This is a genomic window from Bradyrhizobium lablabi (assembly GCF_018131005.1).
Taxonomy (GTDB): Bacteria; Pseudomonadota; Alphaproteobacteria; order Rhizobiales; family Xanthobacteraceae; genus Bradyrhizobium; species Bradyrhizobium lablabi_D.
Window position 1 is genome coordinate 926,570 of sequence record NZ_JAFCJK010000001.1, and the last position, 22,477, is coordinate 949,046.

Genomic DNA, 22,477 nt, shown 5'->3' on the forward strand with positions numbered 1-22,477 from the left:
GCATGAGCGGCGCCTGACTATCGGCCGACCTCGTACGGGCCGCCCTTTTCAAGTGCGCGGACATAGGCGGGCCGCGCATGGACGCGATCGAGGAACGCGACGCATCGGGGGTGCCCGTCCCCGAGCCCGCCGCGTGCGGCTGCGGCTTCGAGCGGAAAGCTCATCTGGATGTCGGCGCCGCTGAACTCGTTGCCCGCGAACCACTCGCTCTTGCCGAGTTCGCTCTCCCAATAGGCCATATGCTGCTTGAGCTGCGGATTGACCACCGCAGTCAGCGCCTGGTTGCAGACCTTGCGCACCAGCGGCCGCAGCAGCGCCGGCGCGCGCTTCGGCATCAGCGTGAACAGGAGCTTCAGCAGCAAGGGCGTCATCGCCGAGCCCTCGGCATAATGCAGCCAATAGGTATAGCGCAGACGCTCGGGCGTGTTCGGCGGCGGGATCAGCCGGCCGTTGCCGTAGGTACCGATGATGTATTCGAGGATCGCACCCGACTCCGCGACGGTGTTGCCTCTATCGGCGATCACGGGTGACTTGCCGAGCGGGTGGATCGCGCGCAAGGCCTGCGGCGCGCGCAAGTCTGACTGACGCTGATAGCGCACGATGTCGTAGGGCAGGCCGAGTTCCTCGATCAGCCACAGCACGCGCTGCGAGCGGGAATTGTTGAGATGATGAACCGTCAGCATTGGCGTCCCCTGAAATGCGCGCCTGAGCGGCGCTTGGTGCCAGCCGGACGCGACAAAGTCGAGACGGGCTTGCGGGTAGAGTCCATCGGATTGATCGTGACAGATACAATTTACCCGGGTAATATCCGGCAGCTTGGAGTCCTTCGTCGTGAGTCCAGCCTACATTGCTTTCGAGGGTGAGCGCCGCATCGCCGCCGGCGACCTCCGCGATGTCGCCCGCGCCGCCAAGCAGCAGCTTGACCGGCGCAACGATGCCGCGGTGTTGGTGTTCGACGGCCGCTCCTCCGGTCTGGTCGATATCGACTTCCGCGGCTCGGTCGACGACGTGCTGGCTCGCCTGCCGGAACCGCAGGATGCGCGTGTCGCGAGCGCGGTGCGCGGGCCGGGCCGCCCACGGCTCGGCGTGGTCGCGCGCGAGATCACGCTGCTGCCGCGGCATTGGGATTGGCTCGCACAGCAGAAGGGCGGCGCCTCGGTTGCGATCCGCAAGCTGATCGACGAGGCCCGGCGCGATGGCGGCGACAAGGACTGCGCCCGCCTGGCCCAGGACGCGGCGTATCGCTTCATGACGACCATGGCCGGCAACCGGCCGCATTACGAGGAAGCGATCCGTGCGCTGTTTGCCAACGACAAGACCCGTTTCGAAAAATTGATCACCGAATGGCCGGACGACATTCGCGATCATGCTGCGAATCTCGCTGGACAGGCATTCCATCGCGAGACCTGAGCCGGGGCCGGTTGATCCCGCCAAAGCGAAAAGCTAGGTTGGTTGAAATGATAAAGATCATATAAGAGCCGCCGATTCGAGGGAGACCGCCGTGAGCCAGAATCCGCAATTCCTGTTCGATTTCGGCAGTCCCAACGCCTTTCTCAGCCATGAGGCGATCCCGGCGATCGAGAGGCGCATCGGCGTGAGATTCGAATATGTGCCGATTCTGCTCGGAGGCATCTTCAAGGCCACAAACAACAGATCGCCCGCTGAAACGCTCGCCGGCATCAAGAACAAGCCGGAATTCCAGAAGATCGAGACCCGGCGCTTCATCAAGCGCTTCAACGTCAAACCTTATAACTGGAACCCGTTCTTCCCGGTCAACACGCTCAACCTGATGCGCGCCGCCGTCGCCGCGCAGTTCGAGGGCGTGCTCGAGAAATATGTCGAGGCGGCGTTCCATCACATGTGGGTCGAGCCCAAGAAGATGGACGATCCCGAGGTCGCCCGCCAGGCCATCGCCTCCTCGGGCCTCGACGCTGCAAAGCTGTTCGCACGGGCACAGGATGCCGACGTCAAGGCCAGGCTGATCGAGAACACCCAATCCGCCGTTGAGCGTGGCGCCTTCGGTTCGCCGACCTTCTTCGTCGGCAATGAAATGTTCTTCGGCAAGGAGCAACTGCGCGACGTCGAGGAATTGATTTCGGGAAGGTAGCGAGATCAGCGAACGGCGAATAGTGAATAGCGAGTAGCGAATGGCGCGCTAGCATCTATATTCTAGTCGCTATTCCCCATTCGCCATTCGCCCATTCTCCCGGCAAACAACAAAGAAGGACCAAACCCCATGCGCGTTCTCGTGGTCGGCGCCGGCGCGATCGGCGGTTACTTTGGCGGCCGGATGCTGGAGGCCGGCCGCGATGTCACCTTCCTGGTGCGACCCAAGCGCGCCGCCGAGCTCGCATCCGCCGGCCTCGTGATCAAGAGCCCGAACGGCGATGCGACGCTGAAGAGCCCGCCGACGGTTCTGGCAGACAAGCTCTCCGGACAATTCGATGTCGTGCTGTTGAGCTGCAAGGCGTTCGACCTTGAGGATGCCATCAGGTCTTTTGCGCCTGCCGTCGGCGACAAGACTGCGATCATCCCGGTTCTCAACGGCATGCTGCATCTGGACATCCTCGAGCGGAAGTTCGGCGCGCCCCGCGTGCTCGGCGGGCTCTGCGCGATCGCGGCGACGCTCAACGAGGCGCGCGAGGTGGTGCAGCTTGCACCGATGCAGTCGCTCAATTTCGGCGAACGCGCGGGCGGGATGTCGGAGCGGGTGCGCGCGATCGCGGACACGTTCTCCTCCATCAACGGCGCCGCCGCCAGCGAGAACGTCATGCAGGACATGTGGGAGAAGTGGGTGTTCCTCGCCTCGCTCGCCGCTTCCACCAGCCTGATGCGCACCTCGGTCGGCAACATCCTGGCGGCGCCGGGCGGCAACGACTTCCTGCTCGGCATCCTCGATGAATGCAGCGCGATTGCCGCCGACGCCGGCCACGCGCCCGGCGGCCCGTTCTTCCAGCGCGCCCGCGGGATGTTGACGACCGAAGGCTCGCCGATGACGGCGTCGATGTTCCGCGACATCAAGGCGGGGCTACCTGTCGAGGCCGATCATGTGATCGGCGACCTGATCGTGCGCGCCGACGCCGCCAAGATTCCGGTGCCGAAGCTCCGCACGGCCTATACGCATCTCAAAGCATATGAGAAGCAGCGGGTTGCCGAATAGCGAATAGAGATCCTCCGTTCGCTATTCGCCACTCGCTATTCGCTACTCGCCCTTCAGATGCGAGAGATAGTGCGCCAGCGCGGTGATCTCCTCATCGCTGAGCGGATAGGCTACGTCGGCCATCACGGCCTGGGCGCCGCCGGAGCGTGCGCCGGACTTGTAATCGTGCAACGCCTTGACGAGATATTCCTCGCGCTGGCCGGCGATGCGCGCCACCGCCTTGGTGCCGGCATAGGTGTCGGTGTGGCATGAGGCGCAACGGCGACCCGCCGCGGCCTGCTTGCCCTTCTCGGACAGATCCGGATTGTCGTCGTTTGCTCCCTCGAATGGTGTCAGCGAGGCGAAATAGGCGCCGAGATTGCGGATGTCCTCGTTGTTGAGCTGTTCGACGATCGGCTGCATCTGCTCGTTCTTGCGCGCGCCGGCGCGGAAAAACACGAGCTGCCACTGGATGTACTGGTCGAGCTGCCCCGCGAGCGAGGGAACGTTCTCCATCTCCGAGATGCCGTTCTCGCCGTGACAGCCGGCGCAGAGCGCGGCCTTCTCCTTGCCGGCAGCGACATCCGCGGCATGAGCAAACGACGTCAACAGGATTGCCGCTGACAGGATTCCGATCGACGCAACTCGCATTGCTGGTTTTCTCCGACTGTCATTGCTGAACGCCGGTCCCCCACCTGATCGGGGAAAACCGGCAATCCATCTCGCTTGCAAGGGTCTTTCATTTGGATGGAAGCCCGGATCAAGTCCGGGCATGACGACTCGGTTCCGCGGCCGGCTTGCCCTATCACGCAGAAGAGGCTGCGGCCGCCTCGTCGGCCACCGCAGCCTCACCTGAGTTCAGCCGTTATTATTTCTTGTAGCTGATGCGATAGATCGCACCGGCCCAGTCGTCGGCAACGAGGATCGAGCCGTCCTTGTCGAGCAGGATGTCGTTGGGACGGCCGAGATAGCCCTGGTCGCCCTCGATCCAGCCGGATGCGAAGACTTCCTGCTTGGCGTTCTTGCCGTCGGGCCCGACGATCACGCGCACGATCCGCGCGCCCTGGTACTTATGCCGGTTCCAGGAGCCGTGCTCGGCAATCAGGATGTTGTTCTTGTAGTCGGCGGGGAATTGATTGCCGGTATAGAACTTCATGCCGAGCGGAGCCACGTGGGCACCGAGATTGAGCACCGGCGGGGTGAACTCCGAGCACTTGTGACCCATCGCGAACTTGTCATCCGGCAGATTGCCCTGGTGGCAATAGGGATAGCCGAAATGCTCGCCGATCTTGTTGATCATGTTGAGCTTGTCGCTCGGCAGATCGTCGCTGATCCAGTCGCGGGCGTTTTCGGTGAACCAGTATTTGCCGGTGCGCGGATCGACATCGCCGCCGACCGAGTTGCGCACGCCGAGCGCCCAGATTTCCGCATTGCCGGTCTTCGGATCGACGCGGCGGATCTGCGAAAGGCTGGTCGGCGGGATGCCGATGTTGAAGGGCGGGCCGAACGGCAGGAAGAACCAGCCGTCCTTGTCGACGGCGATGTACTTCCAGCCATGCGCGGCGTAGGACGGCATGTCGTCGTACACCACCTTGCCGCTGCCGAGATTGTCGAGATTGGCTTCGGCGTTGTCATACCTGATCAGCTTGTCGACCGCGACGACATAGAGCGCGCCATCGCGGAAGGCGAGGCCAGTGGGCATGTTGAGGCCCTTGAGGATCGTCTTGACCTCTTTCTTGCCGTTGTTGTCCTTGATCGCATAGACGTTGCCGAGGCCGAACGAGCCGACGAACAACGTGCCCTTGTCGCCCCAGGCCATCTGACGCGCGGCAAGCACGTTTGAGGCATAAACCTCGATCTTGAAGCCCGGCGGCAGCTTGATCTTCTTCATCATCGCCGCGAGCTCGGCGTCGGAGGAACCGGTCGGCGGGCCGGATGGCGGGGCAAGGCCCTTCTGCGCTTCGGTCTCGTCGCCGAGGAACCAGTCATCCGGCGGATGGGTCCAGAATTCCTTGGTGCCTGATTCGTATTTCTTCAGCGCCCGGTTCTTGTCCGCCTGCGGCTGCTGTTGCGCACTGGCGAAGGTGGTCCCCGCCAAGAACGCGATCGCCGCGAACGCAAGTATGGATCGATTGAAGGCCGATTTCATCGCGTGACTCCCCTATGCAAGCCGTTGCAGCTTGCGTCTGTTATTTATTTGAACGCCCTGAGAGATGAATGTGGCGGTCTGCGAGGTAGGTCAGACCGCAAAATGGTAGCACATCCAACGAGGCTGAGAAGTGGAGCTGTCGTGATGCGCCGCGATCAAAACGCGTTGAAAGAATTTTCTTGCGCGGATGGAGCCCCGGTCCATTACGACGACCGAAGCAACGATGTCGCGATCGAGCGGGCCGGTTGATCGACCGATCACTCCCGTCTGATGCGTGCCGGTGGCGCGGTCAGCCGGCTGCTGTGGCAAAGAGTGAAGCGGAGGGAGGCGACCGAGGTTTGGACGTTGGAAAAGGCAAACAGCCCGCATCGGAGTGCGAGGCTTCATCAAGCTCTCAACTCGGACGGTGGGAAATCTGGAGCGGGCGAAGGGGCTCGAACCCTCGACCCCGACCTTGGCAAGGTAGTGGACAAGGGGTTTCCGGCAATACCAGTGGCAAGCTAAAGCATTCAAATCTCTAATAAAACTTAGCTTCCGGCGCTCGACAGCGAAACGGACAGTATGAAGCTGACGAAGCGAACTATCGACGCGGCAAAGCCGGACGGAGCAGATCGGGTTCATTATCGGGTGCAAAAGGCTTGCCCAAAAAAAGCCAGCACCTTTGAGATCAATCGCGGGCGGATAGACGGCCGCTGTCCGCACCGTTGGCTTACTTGGAGGTAGGCTCACCTACGTAAAGGGTATCGCTCCCTTGGGCAGGCACCGGGGTCTGAAGGCAAAGGGGAGCGCTGGCAAGCCATCTCTGCGATCCAACCGATTGCGCGCTCACGGGCTCTCCGGCGCGCCGATCACCTTCACGCAGGTGAATCGGCAATTCGCGTATGATTGGCCAGTGAAGTTCCCTTTTCAAAGGCCGAAGGTCCGCAAAGCTGGCCGGGATGGCAGGACACGCCAATCCGCTGGCGCGTCTCTCGGAACGTGGGCCATGGAAACGGTCACACTCATCATAGACTACGGCTACGAATCGGTGCGTGCTCTCGGATTGCGTCCGAATCGCCGAGTGCTTTGATCTGGGTCAATCCGATTTGGCACGGTCTGTCCGATTACCAGGAGCGCCGTTAAGCGAAGGCCTTCGATTCCAAGAATTCCCAACACGGCTGTTACAAAGGTCTCTGGTACCTTAGGGGGGCTAGGCTTTGGCGATTTGGACAGGCCTGAAGCACTCAGCCACTGTCTTGAAGGCGGCAACCGCCTGGAAGGAAATTTGTCTGCAAAGAGATGGTAGCCTGTTTTCCCATCGTCGCCTTTGGACGAAACAAAATATTGGCCAGCTCAAGACGCTCTTCGTAGACCACCCACTTCAAGATGACCGACCATTTTACGAAAAACTTCATGCCCAGATTGCTAACGCCGCACCTGAGATTAGCCAGCTAGCTGCTGAAGCTATTTGGATCCTTTTATTGTTTGTTTACGAAAAATATTATGGCGTCGAAACGAAACGAGAGCGCGTCTCTGACGTCTGGGGTTTTTCGAACGAAACGCTGCCAGAGTCACCACACCTCAGCGACGATTGCCTCAGAGGGTTCGCAAATCCGGGCACTTCATTCCTAACGGGAATCTGGCGTGAGTTCGGGTTTCTGCTAACGGTTGTGGATGCGTGGAAGTCTCTTTCGAGCTCTGAGCAATTATCATTGCTCCAGGAGAATCCGTGGGGCCTTTGTCAATGGGTGACCAACATCAAAGGGGGCGATGTTCGGGGCTTCCGGCACATGTTTCTCTATTTCTGCTATCCGAACTCTTTTGAGCGAATCTGTAGTCGAAACCACAAGAAACAAATCTATGCAGCTTTCGCATCGAAGCTCGACGGAAATCCCGGCGCATCCAGGCCATCACCCTGCGGGTTAGACAAATCCATCTTTGAAATTCGTAAAGTCCTACAGTCTGAGAACAACACCGACGAACTCGATTTCTATCTCGCGCCGCTGGAAGCTATGTGGCGAAAATCCGATGACAATGCTTCCTTGGATCGCCGGAATCCAGAAATTGCAGAATTGCGAAAGAGCCGCTCACGGTTCAAGATCCCGGATAATGAGCCACCCGCAAGATTTAACGCTGCTGATGGCACCTGGAATGAGCGCCCGGGGGTCGGAGAAAGAATCCGCAAGAAGCTTGAACTGGAAATTCCCAATGAGACGACTCGCCGCGAGGCGCTTCGGTTACTGGCGTTGGTCATCGAGACCGCGGATGAAGAGCGTGGCAACGCGTGGTACGTGAGAGAAAAGGAACGCGGACTCCGAGTTTTTGTCGGCCGTCTTCTTGCCTGTTCAATTTCGCCGTTTAGAATTCGAGCCAGCGTGATTGGACCCATTAGTGAAGGCGTCCGCAAGGCCATCGGAGCTAACGCCGAGAAGGAGGTCGAGGTTAGGCAGATCGCCGGAGCTATCACTCTTTCGTTCTCGGTGGAGCGCGCGGCCGAAGCTACCTCCCTGCTCAAAGATGCGCTTTCCAACTTCATCGAAGAGGCGACGGTTCGCGTGCGGCGTTCGGTCAGCCTAGAAGATCACGTCCCTGAAGCTGTAACGTACATCGCCTCCGTCGTAGGCCGCGAGTTACCTCAGCCTGTCACCGACACGCAAGACACCGAACAGCGCGATGATACAGCGGGCGAGGAAGATCCGAGCATTTCGCGTGAGCCACGAGTTCGCGGACGGGCACCAATATTCGAGCTCGGTCAGCGCTCGATTGCTTCGCTCATGAGCGACATTGAGCGTGAGATCATCGCTTTACCTGACCTGCAGCGGCCCTTCGTCTGGGAAGACACAGCGGCGCGCCAACTTCTCGACTCCCTCTTCGTGGGTTTCCCCGTGGGCACGCTTGTTTTTTGGCAAACGTCCGACGACAAGGATGGTCGTGTCATCGGATCAGAGAGACCAGGCCTCAGAGCCACGAGTCTCGTTATCGATGGTCAGCAGCGCCTCACGTCGCTATACGCCGTGATGAGAGGTGCTGACGTCGTCGGCAAAGACGGCTCAATGCGCAAAATTCAGATCGCGTTTCGACCGCGCGATGGGCGATTCGAAGTTGCCGACGCTGCAATCCGCAATGACCCAGAGTTCCTGCCCAATGTGACTGAACTCTGGGATGGAAAGCGTCTCACCGGACAGATACGACGCGATCTCATCAACGCACTTCGGGATAAGGGACGTATCGTCGATGACGCTTACGAGGATGCCGTAGACCGCAATCTTGGTCGCGCGCAAGCGATCGCTGACTACCGTTTTCCAATAGTCGACATTCGCAAGACCGCCGCAACGCAGGATGACCAGATCACGGACGCAGATATCGCCGAGATCTTCGTGCGCATCAACAACCAAGGAACGCGCCTTGGGCAAGCCGACTTTGTCCTAACGCTTCTCTCGGTGTTTCATGGAGAGTTGCGCGACCGAATCGAGGAACGTGCGCGCGCAATGTCCCACGGGACAGTGATCACGATTGATACTCAACAGCTTCTACGGGCCGTATGCGGCGTTGCGTTTGGTCGCGCGCGAATGTCGGCCATCTACAGCTATCTTCGCGGCGTCGATCCGACGACGGGCGAAGCGGATCCGGCCGAGCGCCGCAAGCGCCTAGACCGACTTGACGACGCCGCGAAGCAGTGCATGGAAACCACTCCCTGGCGAGACTACCTGCTTCGCGTGCAGCATGCGGGATTTGTGAGCCAAGCGCTCATCGCTTCTAAAAACGCGATCGTGAACGGCTATGCTTTCTACATTCTCGGTCGAAGGGCGGGCGTCGCAAAGAGCAAGCTCGATGAGATAGTTGCCCGCTGGGTCTTCGGATCGTTGCTTACAGCACGCTACTCAGCGTCGTCGGAAACTATCTTTGAGCAAGATTTGGCGAGGGTCCCCAAGCTGGAACCGGACGACAGTGACGGTTTCATACGCGCGCTCGACGATGCGATGGGTGAGACCCTTACCGGCGACTACTGGACCCAGTCTTTGGTCTCGGCCCTGGAGACGGAGAAAGGAAGAGCTCCCGCGGCTCTTGCATTTCGGGCAGCCCAAATCGTTCTCGGAACGCGGGCGCTTTTCTCGGATCAGTTTCTTCGGAACCTGCTCGACCCACCCTCAGATGGAATGCGCGCCGCCAGTGAAGCGCACCATTTATTTCCGACGGCTTGGCTCCATGCGAACGGGGTCCGGGACCGTCGCCTCGTCAACCAGGTGGCTAATTTGGCGGACGTCGGTTGGCACGAGAATAGCGTGATCAGTGGGCAGGGGCCGGCGTACTATGTTCCGCGTCTACGCCAGAAGCTGGAAATCGACGACGACCGATGGGGCCGAATGTGCGCTGAGCACGCCCTTCCATTGGGATGGGAGTCGATGGATTACACGGAATTCCTTCGTGGGCGGCGGAGCAGAATGGCCGACATCATTCGTGTGGCGTTCCGGCAGCTCGGCGGCGAGGCAGATTCCCCGCCCCTTACGCCGCCCTGGTTTCTCCCGGGGGCTGACACAGTGTGGCAACGCATCGCGGAGACCGAGCGCGCGCTACGCAACGTTCTCCGTGAGGTGTATGCGGAACGTTTCAGCGGGGCAGCTGCGAAAAGAATTGAGGACGCACTTCCTGAGCGTGAGCGTGAAAACCTTACGCGTGCGCTCCGGGCACGGCCCGCAGGATCGGAGCCGCTGAGCATCGTCGACTACCTCTACCTAGGTCAGATCCCGCCCCTGCTCTTCGCGCCAGAGTCACAACAGGCTGCTCGTCAACGTTTGGGCGGCGCCCCAGACGTGAAGCAGCGGCTTCTGTCTGCCGTCAACCAAATCGCACCCGTCCGCAATGAGATCGCTCATGTCCGCGAGGTTGGCCCTGACCGCCTTCTTCGCGCGAGCGTCGCATGTGCTGACGTGTTGGAGATCCTACGAGGAAAGACGTAAACCGCGCCCTCGACACCGCATCAAACCTTGAAGCCCGCAAATTTCCTTCACTAGCACTCGTCGCCCGAAGGGGTGGAATGGCCCTGCCTAGTCAGCCGGAGGCCTGTGGCGCGGCTGATCACCTTCAGCCGAATGCATCGAACAAGGCAGGTTGTCTGCGCGGGCCGAGCACGGGTAACGCTGATATAGGAAATTCATCCGCTCGTAGGCTTCAGCGTGCGAGTTTATTTCGCTCGACGATGTTCACTCCTAGCGACGCGAGGCTAGCCTCTTGCTAACCCCGCTTACCCAAAACATAAATGACAAGGCCGCCTTTCGGCGGCCTGTCAGAAGTAGTTCAAAACCAAGAAAATCTGGAGCGGGCGAAGGGGCTCGAACCCTCGACCCCGACCTTGGCAAGGTCGTGCTCTACCACTGAGCTACACCCGCATCCGAGATGGCGGCGATCGCTCGCCGGCAACGGCAGACCTATGCCAAATGCTTACAGTGAATGCAACACAAGAGCACGGCCCGAGCCTCGCGAAATCGCCCGAATTCCTCAAAAATTGACCGCGAATCGGCCCGAAACGAGGCGGAGCAACAATTTCTTCGACTTGTCAGCCGTAACCAGACTTGCCGCCATTTTGCCGCCTCGCCACGTCAGGGCGGTCTCAAGGCTCCCCGCCAGACTTCCGATGGAACGGGTGAGGCCGGGAAGCGATTGAAATTTCGCGGCCAAACCGCCATTTAGCCGGACAGAGCCGCTGAACCCGGCGTTCGAGGCGTGCTAGAACAGCCCCCGAATTTTCCGATCCCATTCGTTAGGACCAGGCGAGGATAACCGTGACGATAGTTGAGCAGGGCGGCTCCACGCCGCAGTCAGCGCCCGATCTCATCAAGGAGACGACGACCCAGACCTTCGTGAAGGACGTCATTGAGGAGTCGCGCCGCCAGCCGGTGATGATCGACTTCTGGGCGCCCTGGTGCGGTCCCTGCCGTCAGCTCACGCCGCTCCTCGAGAAGGCGGTGCGCAACGCCAAGGGCCGGGTCAAGCTCGTCAAGATGAACATCGACGATCACCCGACGATCCCCGGCCAGATGGGCATCCAGTCGATTCCGGCGGTGATCGCCTTCGTCAACGGCCAGCCCGCCGACGGTTTCATGGGCGCAGTGCCGGAGAGCCAGGTCAACGCCTTCATCGAGAAGATCACCAAGGGCGTGCCGGCCGCCGGCGAGCCTAATCTTGCCGAAATCCTGAGCGAAGCGGAGGCCGTGCTGGCCGAAGGCGATGCCGCCGCGGCCGCGCAGATCTATGCCGAGGTGCTGGCGCACGACGCCACCAACATCGCAGCGCTTGCCGGTCTCGCCAAATGCTACATCACGACCGGCGCGGTCGAGCAGGCCAAGCAGACGCTCGCGATGGTCTCGGAATCCAAGCGCAACGACGCGGCCGTGAAGGCGGTGCAGGCCGCGATCGATCTCGCCGAGCAGGCGCAGTCGGTCGGCCCGATCGCGGAGCTGGAACAGAAAGTCGCCGCAAACCCGCTCGATCATCAGGCGCGCTTCGACCTCGCGACCGCGCTGAATGCGATGGGTAGGCGCACTGAGGCGACCGAGCAGTTGCTCGCCATCGTCAAGCGCGACCGCAAGTGGAACGATGATGGCGCGCGCAAGCAGCTCGTGCAATTGTTCGAGGCATGGGGCGGCGCCGACGAGGCAACCGTCGAGGGGCGCAAGCGGTTGTCGACCATCTTGTTCTCGTAGCGACCGCCCGTACGGAAGCGGGACTGCAAATGCCGATCAATGCCGAATATCGCGGACCCGGCGAGCTTCCCGAGATAATCCCGGTGTTTCCGCTGCCCGGCGCGCTGCTGCTGCCACGCGGCCAGATGCCGCTCAACATCTTCGAGCCGCGCTATCTCGCGATGGTCGACGACGCCTTGCGCGACGGCCACCGCCTGATCGGCATGATCCAGCCCGACGTGACGCATTCGTCGGACGAGGAGACGCCGGTGCTGTTCCGCATCGGCTGCGTCGGCCGCATCACCCAGCTCGCCGAGTCCGGCGACGGCCGCTACATCCTCGAGCTCACCGGCGTGTCGCGCTTCAAGGTCGTCGAGGAGCTGAAGGTGCTGACGCTGTACCGCCAGTGCAAGGTCGATTTCTTCACGTTCGCCGACGACTTCACCGCGCGCAAGGGCGAAGAGGCGGTCGACCGTCAGGGCCTGCTCGACGTGCTCAACGATTTCCTGAAGGCCAACAACCTGAAGGTCGACTGGGAGGGTATCGATGCCGCGCCGAACGAGGCGCTGGTCAATGCGCTCGCGATGATGTCGCCGTATGGCCCCGCCGAGAAGCAGGCGATGCTGGAAGCGCCTGATCTGAAGACCCGCGCCGAGATCCTGATCGCGGTCACCGAGATGGACCTCGCCAAGAAGCGCACCAGCGGCGACCCGCCGGTGCAGTAGCGCAACTTCCCCTCGCTGACTGAGATCCGTCAGTGGCCGCGGATATGCTTCCGTCCGGTGATCATCGCCCGCACCAGGTTTTGACGCTGGAGAATCCCCATCACGACTGCGCCCACGACGTGCAGCACGACGAGGATGATGACGGCATCCGACGAGTAGGCATGGGTGTCCTCGACCCACCAGACGCCGAAGAAGGTCACGGTCACCTGCATCGCGCCTGATATCGCCGAGACGGCAAGTGACACAAGCAACGCTACCAGCATCGCGGTGCCGGCCGGATTGAGCCCGATATATCGGCCACTGATGCCGCGCCGAAGATTCCAGATGTAGCCCGGCGCGGCGCGAAGCCTGACGCCGATCATCCTGAACCGCGAATAGCGCGAGCCTGCGAAGCCCCAGATCAGGCGAAACACCAGCAGGCCGATCACGGAGTAGCCGGCCACCCTGTGCAGCCCATCAAGGACGTTGGGCGTGAACCAGGCAACCAGGACGCACACGGCGAGAGCCCAGTGCCAGAGCCGCAGCGGCAAGTCCCAGACCTGCACCGTCCGCGGAGCGACTCGATGCGCGGGAGCCTCTGTGGGCAAACCCGGCGACGCTGGCACCGCCTCTTCCATGGATATCGGTTACTTCGCGACAGTGTGCTTCAGGCTGAGGTCTTCCGGGCTGTAGAACAGCTCGTAGAGCTTGCCTTCCTTGACGCCGTACACTTCGTAGCACGACCCCTCGATCTTCGACCGCCTCACCTCGTAGCCGGCCGCCTTGGCCTTGGCTTCGGCCTCGCTCGCCGGCTTCCAGGAAGCCTTGTCGACTTTGGTGCAATTCTTGTAGCCATCGGCCAGGGCGGCCGATCCCATCAACCACAGCACGGACACAGCGTATACGACGCTACGAATAACCCTCACGGAGATCTCCTCTTGGTTTCGATCGTGCGCAAAACACGTTCGGGGACCGAAGGAGGCGGCCGGGGCTGCAGAGTCAAGCGGCGCTACGCCCTGAATTCCTTAGAGAAATTCTAACGGACGCGAAAACCGCTGTAGTCTCCGCGCGCAATTTGGTTTTGCCGCTTCGCTGCGGCCTTACGCCTCATCGGGGACGATCGGCCCGCCATTGCCGTCAGGGAGCGGCGCCAGCTACGGCTCCTGCGCGGCGTTGCGTTGTGCGGCGGACCCGCCATCGACCTCAGACAGTGAGCGGAACAAGCACGGTCTCGCCGGTTGCGACGAGCGAGATCTCGCCCTGTTCGCTTTCGGCAAACAGCTCCGCCCGGGCAAAGACCTGCTTGCGTCCCGCGCGCAGCGTGGTGCCTTTTGCGATGAAACGGCGGCCGACGGCCGGCTTCAGGCAGTTCATCGAGAAATGCGATGCCGTGACGGAGCCTGCTATCGTCGCAGCGGCAAAGCCGCAGGCCGTGTCAAGCAGCGCGGCGATCACGCCGGCATGGAGGTATCCCGCAAATTGGGTGAAGTCGTCCCGCCAGGACATGCGAAGCTCGGCCTCGCCATTGGCTGCCCTGACAATTTCGAATCCGGCCATCCGATTGAACCCGGCGGACGCATTGGCCGCAGCAAGCTGCTGCTGATCGAACCCCGGATTGGCTGTCACGCAAACCTCCATTGCGGCGCACGTTGCTCGAGATTGGCCCTGACCGCTTCGACGTGATTGGGCGTGCCGAGAAGTCGCGCCTGCTCGGCGGTTTCGGCCGCAAGCCCGGTCGCCGCATCACAACCGGCCGCAAGGTTGAGCAGCCGTTTCGCGGCCCGGATCGCGTCGGGACTGCGGTCCGCGATCGCGTGCGCCGTGTGCAGCGCGGCCGCGCGCGGGTCATCCGTGATCCTCGTCGCGAAGCCGTAAGCGAGGGCTTCCTCCGCCGAGAAGATACGGGCGGTATAGGTCAGTTCGCGGACCACGTCTTCGCGCGCGAGATGGCGCATCAGCTGCGTGCCGGCCATGTCGGGCACGAGTCCCCATTTGGATTCGATGACGGCGAGCCGCGTGCCGGGCGCGACGTATCGGATGTCCGCGCCGAGCATGAGCTGGAGGCCGCCGCCAAATGCGATGCCATGAACGGCGGCGATGACGGGCACCGGCAGCTCCCGCCAAAGCCAGACCAGATGCTGCGCGAAGTTGGCGATGCCGTGCGTCCGCTTGCCGAGGTCTGCGAAGGGCAGGATGGACTGGCCCTCGGTGGTTGCGACCAGGCGCTCCACGTCGAGCCCGGCACAGAAGGCCGACCCCTCGCCGGACAGTACCACGGCGCGGACGCGGCTATTTTCCCTGAGCCGCGCGCCGACATCGGCGATCGCACTAAACATCGCCGGGTCGAGTGCATTCAACTTGTCCGCGCGATTCAACCGGACATCGGCGATGCCATTGGCGATGCTGAGCCGGACACGATCGTCCATGACGTTACGCCTCCGCTAATAGCCAGCGGCCGCCAGCGCCACCACGGCGCTCATCCCGATCCAGCCGATATGCCGGCCACGGGTCGCGACCGCATTTGCCAGCGCGGCCGCGCCGAACACGATGCCGAGCGTCGCGACGATCCAGTGCCGCGCGACATCCGACGCCATTGCCGGTGCCGCGATCAGCAGCACGCCGCCGCCGATCCACGCGATCGTGCCGGCCTGCCAGACGAGGCGGAGCAGCATGCGCAGCCGCGGCGGCTCCACGGTCGCGCGGGCGAACACCTTGGTCTCGCCGAGGATGCCGTGCGCCACACTGATCGCAATCGCGATCGCTCCGGCGCCTTGCAGCAGAAGATCACGCATCGCCGTCCTCCATACAGTACTGTACGGTGCTGCATACTTATGCCGTTGGCGCTGGCCCCTGTCAATACAGTTGTGTATGGTACGCCGCCACGCGGACGGGAACCATGACCGAACAGCTCTCGGCGAAGGACTGGCTCGACCAGGGCCTGAAAACGCTCGCCAGAAGCGGCTTTACGGCGTTGAAGGCCGAGCCGCTGGCCAAGGCGATGGGGGTATCGCGCGGCAGCTTCTACTGGCACTTCGCCGACATCGGCGCCTATCACGCCGCGATCCTGAAGCATTGGCGCGAGGTCGCCGCCGAGCGGGTCATCGCGGAGCTCGAGGCGGTTCCCAAGGGGGATGACGCGCTGGCGCTGCTGCTGCGCCGGGCGTTCTCGGCGCGGCTTGCGCTGGAACGCGCCGTTCGCACCTGGGCCACCGTCGAGCCCGCCGTGCGCGCCGCCGTGCAGGAGGTCGACCAGCGCCGCCTCGGCTACATCGAAACCATGCTCCGGCAAGCGGGATTTCCAGAGAACGTGGCGCGTGGCCGCGCGCAGATCCTCTACTGGGCGTTCATAGGCTTTGCGCTGTCCGACCAGCCGTTGTCGAAGCCGCGCCAGCAGGCCGCGCTCGACGGGCTCTTGCAGTTGGCGAAGCGCTGACAAATGATGTTGGGATGTGCTAAAGGACGGCCTGCCGGAGGCAGCAATGAATTCCACGCCCGATCATCTCGAAAGCACGGCCGACCCGAAGCTCCTGGAGATCCTGGTGTGCCCGATCACCAAGGGTCCGCTGGAATTCGACGCCGCGAAGCAGGAGCTGATCTCGCGTTCCGCAAAGCTCGCCTATCCGATCCGTGACGGCATCCCGATCATGCTGCCGGAAGAAGCAAGAAAGATCGATTGAGCGGGCGAATAGCGAGTGGCGAATAGCGAATGTTTTTTTGCTGTTCGCTACTCTCTATTCGCCATTCTCATCCCTCACAACGCCTCGCCCTTCAAGAGCCGCGGCACCTCGCCCGACAGTCCTGCCGCCTGGCGGATGAACATGCTCTTCAGCGGCGGCGTGCGATCGACGAGACCAAGCCCGATGTCGCGAACGGTGCGTAGCAGCGTCGATTCGTTGGAGAACAGGAAGTTCAGCGAGTTGGTGGCGAATCCCATCGCCATCGTGTCGAACCGCCGCCAGCGCTGGTAGCGCTCGAGCACGTCGGCCTGCCCCAGATCCATGCCGAGACGCGCCGCATCGACGACGACCTCGGCGAGCGCGGCGACATCCTTCAGCCCCATATTGAGCCCCTGCCCCGCGATCGGATGAATCACATGGGCGGCGTCGCCGATCAGCGCCATCCGCTCGGCGATGAAGGAGCGCGCGACGAAATAGCCGAGCGGAAACGCCCGCGGCTTGTCGAGCGCCTTGATCTCGCCGAGATGCAGGCCGAACCGCTGCTCGAGCTCGGCGTGGAATTCCTCCTCGCTCAGCGCGGTAATGCGCGCCGCATCCTTTCGCGTCTCGGTCCATACAAGCGAGGAGCGTTTGCCGGTGAGCGGGAGGATCGCGAACGGACCTGCGGGCAGGAAGTGCTCTTCGGCGCGGCCGTGATGGTCGCGCTCATGGCCGACCGTGACGACGATGCCGGATTGATCATAGTCCCAGCCATGGGTGACGATGCCGGCGCGCTCGCGCAATTTCGATCGTGCGCCGTCGGCGGCGACAAGCAGGCTCGCGTCGATCACGGCGCCGTCGGCCAGCGTCACATTGACGCCGTCGACGCGCGTGTCTGTCGTCGCAACCGCCGTGGCGCGCAGCTCGACGCCCTCGGCGTCCGCGCGGGCGGCGAGCGCATCGATCAGATACCGGTTCTCAACCATATGCGCGAACGGCTCGCCGGGCTCGACGTCGCCGGCAAAGGTCAGGAACACTGGACGCGTCGCGTCCTCCAACCGCGAATCGGTGACCACCATGTCGAGAATCGGCTGCGCCGTGGGCGCCACGTCACCCCACACGCCGAGCGTCTCGAACAGCCGGCGGCAGGCGGCGACGATCGCGGTCGCGCGCGGATCGCGGCTCGGACGCTGGCCAAGCGCCGGATCGGCCACGATGACGGGAATGTCGGGACCGAGCCCCTGGCGCAGCGCCACCGCCAGCGCCAGTCCGGCAAATGCGCCCCCGCAGATGAGAATGCTTCGCTGTGCCGGCATGCCTGCTTACCCGGGTACGTCAACAACTGGATACTTGCTACCTGATATTAGCTGGGCGAAACAGGGCCCTGAGGCAAGGTGCCTAACCGTAACGGACGTCTTTCCGGGGGCGAGTGCAGCGCGAACCCGGAATGACGTCAAGAAAGCCCTCCATGTCCAAGAGCCTGATCGACCTGCTGACCATCCTCGATCTCGAGCAACTCGAGGTAAACCTGTTCCGCGGCAACAGCCCGAAGACGAGCTGGCAGCGCGTATTCGGCGGCCAGGTCATCGGCCAGGCGATGGTTGCGGCGTGCCGCACCGTGGAGGGCCGGCTGCCGCATTCGATCCATTGCTATTTCATCCTGCCGGGCGATCCGCAGGTCCCGATCATCTACGAGGTCGAGAGGTTGCGCGACGGCAAGAGCTATTCGACTCGTCGCGTCACCGCGATCCAGCATGGCAACGCCATTTTCTCGATCATGGTGTCATTCCATGCCGAAGAGCAGGGCAATTTCGACCATCAGGACAGGATGCCCGACGTGCCGCCGCCCGAGAAGCTCACCGCGGAGGAAGTGTCAAAGCAGCCGATGTTCAAGGAGATGCCGGAATTCATTCGCCGCTATTACGAGTCGGACCGGCCGATCGAGCTGCGTCCGGTCGAGCTCGGCCGCTATTTCGGCCAGAAGATCGACGACGGCCGCATCCATGTCTGGATCCGCACCGCTGCCAAGCTGCCTGACGATCCGGCGCTGCATATGTGCGCCCTCGCCTACGCATCGGACTTCTCGCTGCTCGATGCCGTGATGGCGCGCTATGGCCGCACGCTGTTCGACAGGCGCATGATGCCGGCGAGCCTCGATCACGCGATGTGGTTTCACCGCGCGTTCCGCGCCGACGAATGGCTGCTCTACGCACAGGATTCGCCGAGCGCGCAATCCGGCCGCGGCCTGACGCGCGGCCTGATCTTCAAGCCCGACGGCACGCTGGTGGCCTCGGTCGCGCAGGAAGGCTCTGTGCGCGAACGCAGAGCATAACGCAAAGCATAGAGAGTCATGCGCTGGGCTGCGAACCGCGCTCGACGAGCACGGTCTGCGACGCCATCCAGCGCATGATCCAGCGATACACCCACGGAATCGGGATGATGAAGGAGGCGGCGATGACGGTCACGATCCCACGCCAGAGAAACTCCAGCCCGGTGCCGTTGAAGATGACCTCCCGCCGCGTGCCCTCGATGTTTCGGCAGAACCACCGCGTCCAGGCTGCATAGACCCATGCCCAGCCGATGATCGTGATGATGGAGATGGCCGCAAGCAGCGTCCATCCGAGATAGGCCCAGAGCGAGCCGGAGAACGCGAGCCCGAGCGGCTGCCCGTTCGACGCGACATTTGCGATCAGCCATTTCAGGAACAGCCAGTACAAGGCGATCTCGACAAGGACCATGAGGTTGTTGAGCCACTGGTTACCGGTCAGGCTGACCGCGATCGCCAGCACAACGGCCCCGAAAAACCATGGCACGATCGTCATTGCCGTACCAACGAAGCTGAGATTTGGCCGTCCCGGCACGCTTATGCAGGGGACCATCCACTTGGTGTACCACACGATCAACCACGGCACCGGGATGATGAAGATACAGCCGATCACGAACAGGATGCTGCGCCAGGTGAAATCCCAAATGCCGAAATCGATCGACAGCGGCCCGCCGCTGTAGCTTCCGGGCGCCGCCACGGGCGGACCGCCGGCCTGCGGAAATGCCGGCGGCGCCGAACTGCCGGAAATGAGGCCCGGGATTTCGCCGGCCTTCTGCCAGCCGGACATTCCCTCGGTCCATACCAGCGTATCGGGCCGCACGGTTCCTCGGGCGATCATGTCGTGGAGCTGTAGCTCGGGCACAGGCCCTCTTTGCTGGCCCTCGGATGCATAAAACCAGTTGCGGTTCGACATATTGTTTCCTTGCGGCTCGCGCGATCGAACGAATAAAAAAATGCACGCATCGAGCGCCAACCGGCGCCTGGAGCACGATCCGGAAAAATGCGCAGCGGTTTTCCGAAAAGATCATGCTCAAACAAAGAGATGAGATCATGCTGTGATTCGAGGAATCGCAGCATGATCTAAAGCTGTATCTTGGCCGACGGTCTCGATTCCGTACAGTGAGCCGGTTCTCCTGCCCCCCAGGTTTCCCCTTCAATTTGCAACTTTCTTGTGCCATTTGCCTAGAAAGATGCCAGATTTGGCGGGCGCGAATTGCCGTCTCCGGGCACGGGGCGGGTGCGGAAAACTCTGAAAGAATGAAGGCCTGACCATGAAACTCGTTGTTGCGATCATCAAACCCTTCAAGCTGGATGAGGTTCGCCAGGCGCTGACCGCGATCGGCGTTCACGGCATGACGGTCACCGAGGTCAAGGGTTATGGCCGCCAGAAGGGACACACCGAGATCTATCGCGGCGCCGAATATGTCGTGAACTTCCTGCCCAAGCTGAGAATCGAGATCGCCGTCGATTCCGACCTCGCCGAGAGGGCGGTCAGCGTCATCACCCAGCATGCACGCACCGGCCAGATCGGCGACGGCAAGATCTTCGTCACGCCGATCGATCACGCCTTGCGCATACGCACCGGCGAGACCGATCGCGACGCGCTGTAACTCTGCCATCGAGATCGCTGCCGGCAACGGCGCGGGACACGAGACGACAACGCCGGGGGAATGACGATGGGGGCACGGGTGCTTCGTGCGGCCGCCGAGGCTGCGCTGTTCAAGGTTGCGCCGGTCAACGCTGCGATCCTGTATGCGATGAGCTCGCCGGCCTTCGCCCAGGATTCAGCGAACAACTTTTCGACGCTCAACGCCGCCGACACCGCCTGGATGATCGTCGCCACCGCACTGGTGCTGATGATGACGATACCGGGGCTCGCGCTGTTCTATTCCGGGATGGTGCGCAAGAAGAACGTGCTGGCGACGATGGCGCAGAGCCTTGCCGCGGTCGCGATCGTCTCGATCCTCTGGGTGGCGTTCGGTTACTCCCTGAGCTTCGTCGGCGACGGTTCATGGCTCGGCACGCTCGATCGCTGGTTCCTCGCAGGCATGACGATGGACAGCGTCAATCCGGCGGCGAAGACCATCCCAGAAGCGTTGTTCATGCTGTACCAGATGACGTTTGCGATCATCACCGTGGCGCTGGTCGCTGGTTCGGTCGCCGACCGCATGCGGTTTTCCGCCTATCTCCTGTTCTCGGTCGGCTGGTTCACCTTGGTCTATGTGCCCATGGCGCATTGGGTATGGGGCGGCGGCTTCCTCGCCTCGATGGGCGTTCTGGATTTCGCCGGTGGGCTTGTCGTGCATCTCTCCGCGGGCGTAAGCGGCCTGGTCGCGGCGGTGGTGATGGGCAGCCGTCATGGCTACGGCAGCGACAACCTCTCGCCGTTCGATCTGTCGCTCGCCGTGATCGGCACCGGGCTGCTCTGGGTCGGCTGGTTCGGCTTCAACGGCGGCTCGGCGCTCGCGGCCAATTCGCGCGCGGTGATGGCGATCGCCGCCACGCATCTTGCGGCGTGCGCGGGCGCGCTGACCTGGGCCGCGATAGAATGGGTGACGCGCCGCAAGCCGTCGGTGCTCGGCATGATCTCCGGCGCGATCGCGGGCCTCGGCACGATCACGCCGGCGTCCGGCTTTGTCGCGCCCTGGCATGGCGTCGTCATCGGCATGGTCGCCGGCGCCGTCTGCTTCTGGGCCTGCACCTGGCTGAAGCTCCGCTTCAAATACGACGACTCCCTCGACGTGTTCGGCGTCCACGGCATCGGCGGCATGACCGGCACGTTGCTCGTCGGCGTCTTCGCAGCGTCGGCGATCGGCGGCACCGCCGGCCTGCTCGAGGGTCATCCGCAGCAACTGCTGATCCAGCTCGTCGGCGTGGCCGTCGGGCTGGCGTGGTGCGGCGGGATGACTTTTGTGCTGCTCAAGCTGGTCGGCGTCTTCGTCCCATTGCGCGTCTCACTGCAGCAGGAGCTGGAAGGCCTGGACATTTCGCAGCACGGTGAGGCGCTGCAATAGTCTGCTCCATTCGGCCGACGCTGTCAGCTCGGCCCTGATGACGAGGGGGCGCAAGCGCCGTCCCGAATCCGGAGGTCGGCCAGCAGCTTCCCCGGAGGTGCTTGCCTGCAAGCTCCTCCGTAGCAAGGTCGGGACTTCCGCTGGAGAGGGCTACCTAACTACCCTAAATCTGCCTTGGCTCTGGGCACGATCGTGTCCGGAGTTTGTCCCGCACACACTTTAATCAGGCATGGTTAGATTTTAGGCGCGGCGGAATAACGCAGCCCCGACCGATCCCCGACAAGCGGGAAAAGCTTCGGTTTCATAATCCGTTAGGGGGCAGCCACCGATCTGGCACGGCATTTGATTCTAAGGGTCCTGGCTGTGCCCGCGTCGTGAATCCTCTCCGCGTGGTGAACCTCAGTCGGAAGATATCCCGGCGTTCTTTCGCGCCGGGCCCAAGCGGGGGATAGGACTCATGAAGATTGTTATGGCGATCATTAAGCCATTCAAGCTGGAAGAAGTGCGTGACGCCCTGACCGCCATCGGCGTGCATGGTCTCACGGTGACGGAAGTCAAAGGATACGGCCGTCAGAAGGGCCACACGGAAATCTATCGCGGCGCCGAATACGCCGTGAGCTTCTTGCCCAAGATCAAGATCGAGGTCGCAGTCGGCACCGATCAGGTCGACAAGACCATCGACGCCATCACCTCAGCAGCCAAGACCGGCCAGATCGGCGACGGCAAGATCTTCGTCATCAGCCTCGAGCATGCGGTGCGCATCCGCACCGGCGAGGCGGATGCCGCGGCCCTTTGATTTCGCGCTCAAACCTTAAGACTCAGGAGTAAGA

The 22,477-nt window shown here is 62.3% G+C and carries 22 protein-coding genes and 1 tRNA gene; 12 read left to right on the forward strand and 11 right to left on the reverse strand.

Features of this window, described 5'->3' with window-relative positions; all coding sequences use genetic code 11:
- Positions 1 to 17: 17 nt before the first annotated feature.
- Positions 18 to 683, reverse strand: a complete 666-nt coding sequence (locus tag JQ553_RS04305; RefSeq protein WP_212498610.1) for a glutathione S-transferase family protein — start codon at positions 681 to 683, stop codon at positions 18 to 20.
- 148 nt (positions 684 to 831) lie between these two features.
- Here JQ553_RS04305 and JQ553_RS04310 point away from each other — a divergent pair, with 148 nt between their 5' ends.
- The 3 genes from JQ553_RS04310 (at position 832) to panE (ending at position 3,160) form a co-directional block, all read left to right on the forward strand.
- Positions 832 to 1,410: a DUF2239 family protein gene (locus JQ553_RS04310; protein ID WP_212498611.1), complete on the forward strand. Its 579-nt coding sequence runs from the start codon at positions 832 to 834 to the stop codon at positions 1,408 to 1,410.
- A 91-nt stretch (positions 1,411 to 1,501) separates the two neighbouring features.
- On the forward strand, positions 1,502 to 2,107 hold the full coding sequence (locus JQ553_RS04315; RefSeq protein ID WP_212498612.1) for a 2-hydroxychromene-2-carboxylate isomerase: 606 nt from the start codon (positions 1,502 to 1,504) through the stop codon (positions 2,105 to 2,107).
- Between the two features lie 129 nt (positions 2,108 to 2,236).
- Positions 2,237 to 3,160: a 2-dehydropantoate 2-reductase gene (gene panE, locus JQ553_RS04320; protein WP_212498613.1), complete on the forward strand. Its 924-nt coding sequence runs from the start codon at positions 2,237 to 2,239 to the stop codon at positions 3,158 to 3,160.
- A 42-nt stretch (positions 3,161 to 3,202) separates the two neighbouring features.
- Here panE and JQ553_RS04325 read toward each other — a convergent pair whose 3' ends face one another.
- Both JQ553_RS04325 and JQ553_RS04330 read right to left on the reverse strand, forming a co-directional pair.
- The gene (locus JQ553_RS04325) at positions 3,203 to 3,790 is read right to left on the reverse strand and encodes a cytochrome c (protein ID WP_212498614.1); all 588 of its coding nucleotides are present in this window, start codon (positions 3,788 to 3,790) and stop codon (positions 3,203 to 3,205) included.
- A gap of 217 nt (positions 3,791 to 4,007) precedes the next feature.
- The gene (locus JQ553_RS04330) at positions 4,008 to 5,288 is read right to left on the reverse strand and encodes a sorbosone dehydrogenase family protein (protein ID WP_212498615.1); all 1,281 of its coding nucleotides are present in this window, start codon (positions 5,286 to 5,288) and stop codon (positions 4,008 to 4,010) included.
- A gap of 1,196 nt (positions 5,289 to 6,484) precedes the next feature.
- Between JQ553_RS04330 and JQ553_RS04335 the strand changes: the two genes are divergently transcribed.
- Entirely contained in the window at positions 6,485 to 10,225 is a 3,741-nt protein-coding gene (locus JQ553_RS04335; RefSeq protein WP_212498616.1) for a DUF262 domain-containing protein, read from the forward strand.
- A gap of 354 nt (positions 10,226 to 10,579) precedes the next feature.
- Here JQ553_RS04335 and JQ553_RS04340 read toward each other — a convergent pair.
- Positions 10,580 to 10,654, reverse strand: a tRNA-Gly gene (locus JQ553_RS04340).
- 393 nt (positions 10,655 to 11,047) lie between these two features.
- Between JQ553_RS04340 and trxA the strand changes: the two genes are divergently transcribed.
- Both trxA and JQ553_RS04350 read left to right on the forward strand, forming a co-directional pair.
- Positions 11,048 to 11,968 carry a thioredoxin gene (trxA, locus tag JQ553_RS04345; protein WP_212498617.1) on the forward strand — a complete coding sequence of 307 codons (921 nt, stop codon included), beginning with the start codon at positions 11,048 to 11,050 and terminating at the stop codon, positions 11,966 to 11,968.
- A 29-nt stretch (positions 11,969 to 11,997) separates the two neighbouring features.
- The gene (locus JQ553_RS04350; protein ID WP_212498618.1) at positions 11,998 to 12,672 is read left to right on the forward strand and encodes an LON peptidase substrate-binding domain-containing protein; all 675 of its coding nucleotides are present in this window, start codon (positions 11,998 to 12,000) and stop codon (positions 12,670 to 12,672) included.
- Between the two features lie 29 nt (positions 12,673 to 12,701).
- Here JQ553_RS04350 and JQ553_RS04355 read toward each other — a convergent pair whose 3' ends face one another.
- The 5 genes from JQ553_RS04355 to JQ553_RS04375 all read right to left on the reverse strand — a co-directional run bounded on the left by JQ553_RS04355 (position 12,702) and on the right by JQ553_RS04375 (position 15,443).
- Complete coding sequence (locus JQ553_RS04355) at positions 12,702 to 13,289, reverse strand: cytochrome b/b6 domain-containing protein (RefSeq protein WP_212498619.1); 588 nt, start codon at positions 13,287 to 13,289, stop codon at positions 12,702 to 12,704.
- A 9-nt stretch (positions 13,290 to 13,298) separates the two neighbouring features.
- The gene (locus JQ553_RS04360) at positions 13,299 to 13,577 is read right to left on the reverse strand and encodes a PepSY domain-containing protein (RefSeq protein ID WP_212498620.1); all 279 of its coding nucleotides are present in this window, start codon (positions 13,575 to 13,577) and stop codon (positions 13,299 to 13,301) included.
- A gap of 277 nt (positions 13,578 to 13,854) precedes the next feature.
- The gene (locus JQ553_RS04365) at positions 13,855 to 14,277 is read right to left on the reverse strand and encodes a PaaI family thioesterase (protein WP_212498621.1); all 423 of its coding nucleotides are present in this window, start codon (positions 14,275 to 14,277) and stop codon (positions 13,855 to 13,857) included.
- Positions 14,274 to 15,077, reverse strand: a complete 804-nt coding sequence (locus JQ553_RS04370; protein ID WP_212498622.1) for a crotonase/enoyl-CoA hydratase family protein — start codon at positions 15,075 to 15,077, stop codon at positions 14,274 to 14,276. The genes JQ553_RS04365 and JQ553_RS04370 overlap by 4 nt, the downstream gene beginning before the upstream one ends.
- A 15-nt stretch (positions 15,078 to 15,092) precedes the next feature.
- Entirely contained in the window at positions 15,093 to 15,443 is a 351-nt protein-coding gene (locus tag JQ553_RS04375; protein ID WP_212498623.1) for a hypothetical protein, read from the reverse strand.
- Positions 15,444 to 15,547: 104 nt separating this feature from the next.
- Here JQ553_RS04375 and JQ553_RS04380 point away from each other — a divergent pair, with 104 nt between their 5' ends.
- The gene (locus tag JQ553_RS04380) at positions 15,548 to 16,084 is read left to right on the forward strand and encodes a TetR/AcrR family transcriptional regulator (protein WP_212498624.1); all 537 of its coding nucleotides are present in this window, start codon (positions 15,548 to 15,550) and stop codon (positions 16,082 to 16,084) included.
- Positions 16,085 to 16,130: 46 nt separating this feature from the next.
- Entirely contained in the window at positions 16,131 to 16,328 is a 198-nt protein-coding gene (locus JQ553_RS04385; protein WP_044539258.1) for a Trm112 family protein, read from the forward strand.
- A gap of 74 nt (positions 16,329 to 16,402) precedes the next feature.
- Here JQ553_RS04385 and JQ553_RS04390 read toward each other — a convergent pair whose 3' ends face one another.
- Positions 16,403 to 17,623, reverse strand: coding sequence for a ubiquinone biosynthesis hydroxylase (locus JQ553_RS04390; protein WP_212498625.1), 1,221 nt, complete (start codon positions 17,621 to 17,623; stop codon positions 16,403 to 16,405).
- Positions 17,624 to 17,775: 152 nt separating this feature from the next.
- Here JQ553_RS04390 and tesB point away from each other — a divergent pair, with 152 nt between their 5' ends.
- On the forward strand, positions 17,776 to 18,639 hold the full coding sequence (gene tesB, locus JQ553_RS04395) for an acyl-CoA thioesterase II (protein WP_212498626.1): 864 nt from the start codon (positions 17,776 to 17,778) through the stop codon (positions 18,637 to 18,639).
- A gap of 16 nt (positions 18,640 to 18,655) precedes the next feature.
- Here tesB and JQ553_RS04400 read toward each other — a convergent pair whose 3' ends face one another.
- Complete coding sequence (locus tag JQ553_RS04400; protein ID WP_212498627.1) at positions 18,656 to 19,546, reverse strand: DUF4339 domain-containing protein; 891 nt, start codon at positions 19,544 to 19,546, stop codon at positions 18,656 to 18,658.
- A 358-nt stretch (positions 19,547 to 19,904) separates the two neighbouring features.
- On the opposite strand from JQ553_RS04400, the gene JQ553_RS04405 reads away from it, so the two are divergent.
- The 3 genes from JQ553_RS04405 to JQ553_RS04415 all read left to right on the forward strand — a co-directional run bounded on the left by JQ553_RS04405 (position 19,905) and on the right by JQ553_RS04415 (position 22,443).
- Positions 19,905 to 20,243 carry a P-II family nitrogen regulator gene (locus JQ553_RS04405; RefSeq protein WP_212498628.1) on the forward strand — a complete coding sequence of 113 codons (339 nt, stop codon included), beginning with the start codon at positions 19,905 to 19,907 and terminating at the stop codon, positions 20,241 to 20,243.
- 66 nt (positions 20,244 to 20,309) lie between these two features.
- Positions 20,310 to 21,647 carry an ammonium transporter gene (locus JQ553_RS04410; protein WP_409363024.1) on the forward strand — a complete coding sequence of 446 codons (1,338 nt, stop codon included), beginning with the start codon at positions 20,310 to 20,312 and terminating at the stop codon, positions 21,645 to 21,647.
- 457 nt (positions 21,648 to 22,104) lie between these two features.
- Positions 22,105 to 22,443 carry a P-II family nitrogen regulator gene (locus JQ553_RS04415; RefSeq protein WP_212498630.1) on the forward strand — a complete coding sequence of 113 codons (339 nt, stop codon included), beginning with the start codon at positions 22,105 to 22,107 and terminating at the stop codon, positions 22,441 to 22,443.
- Positions 22,444 to 22,477 lie beyond the last annotated feature (34 nt).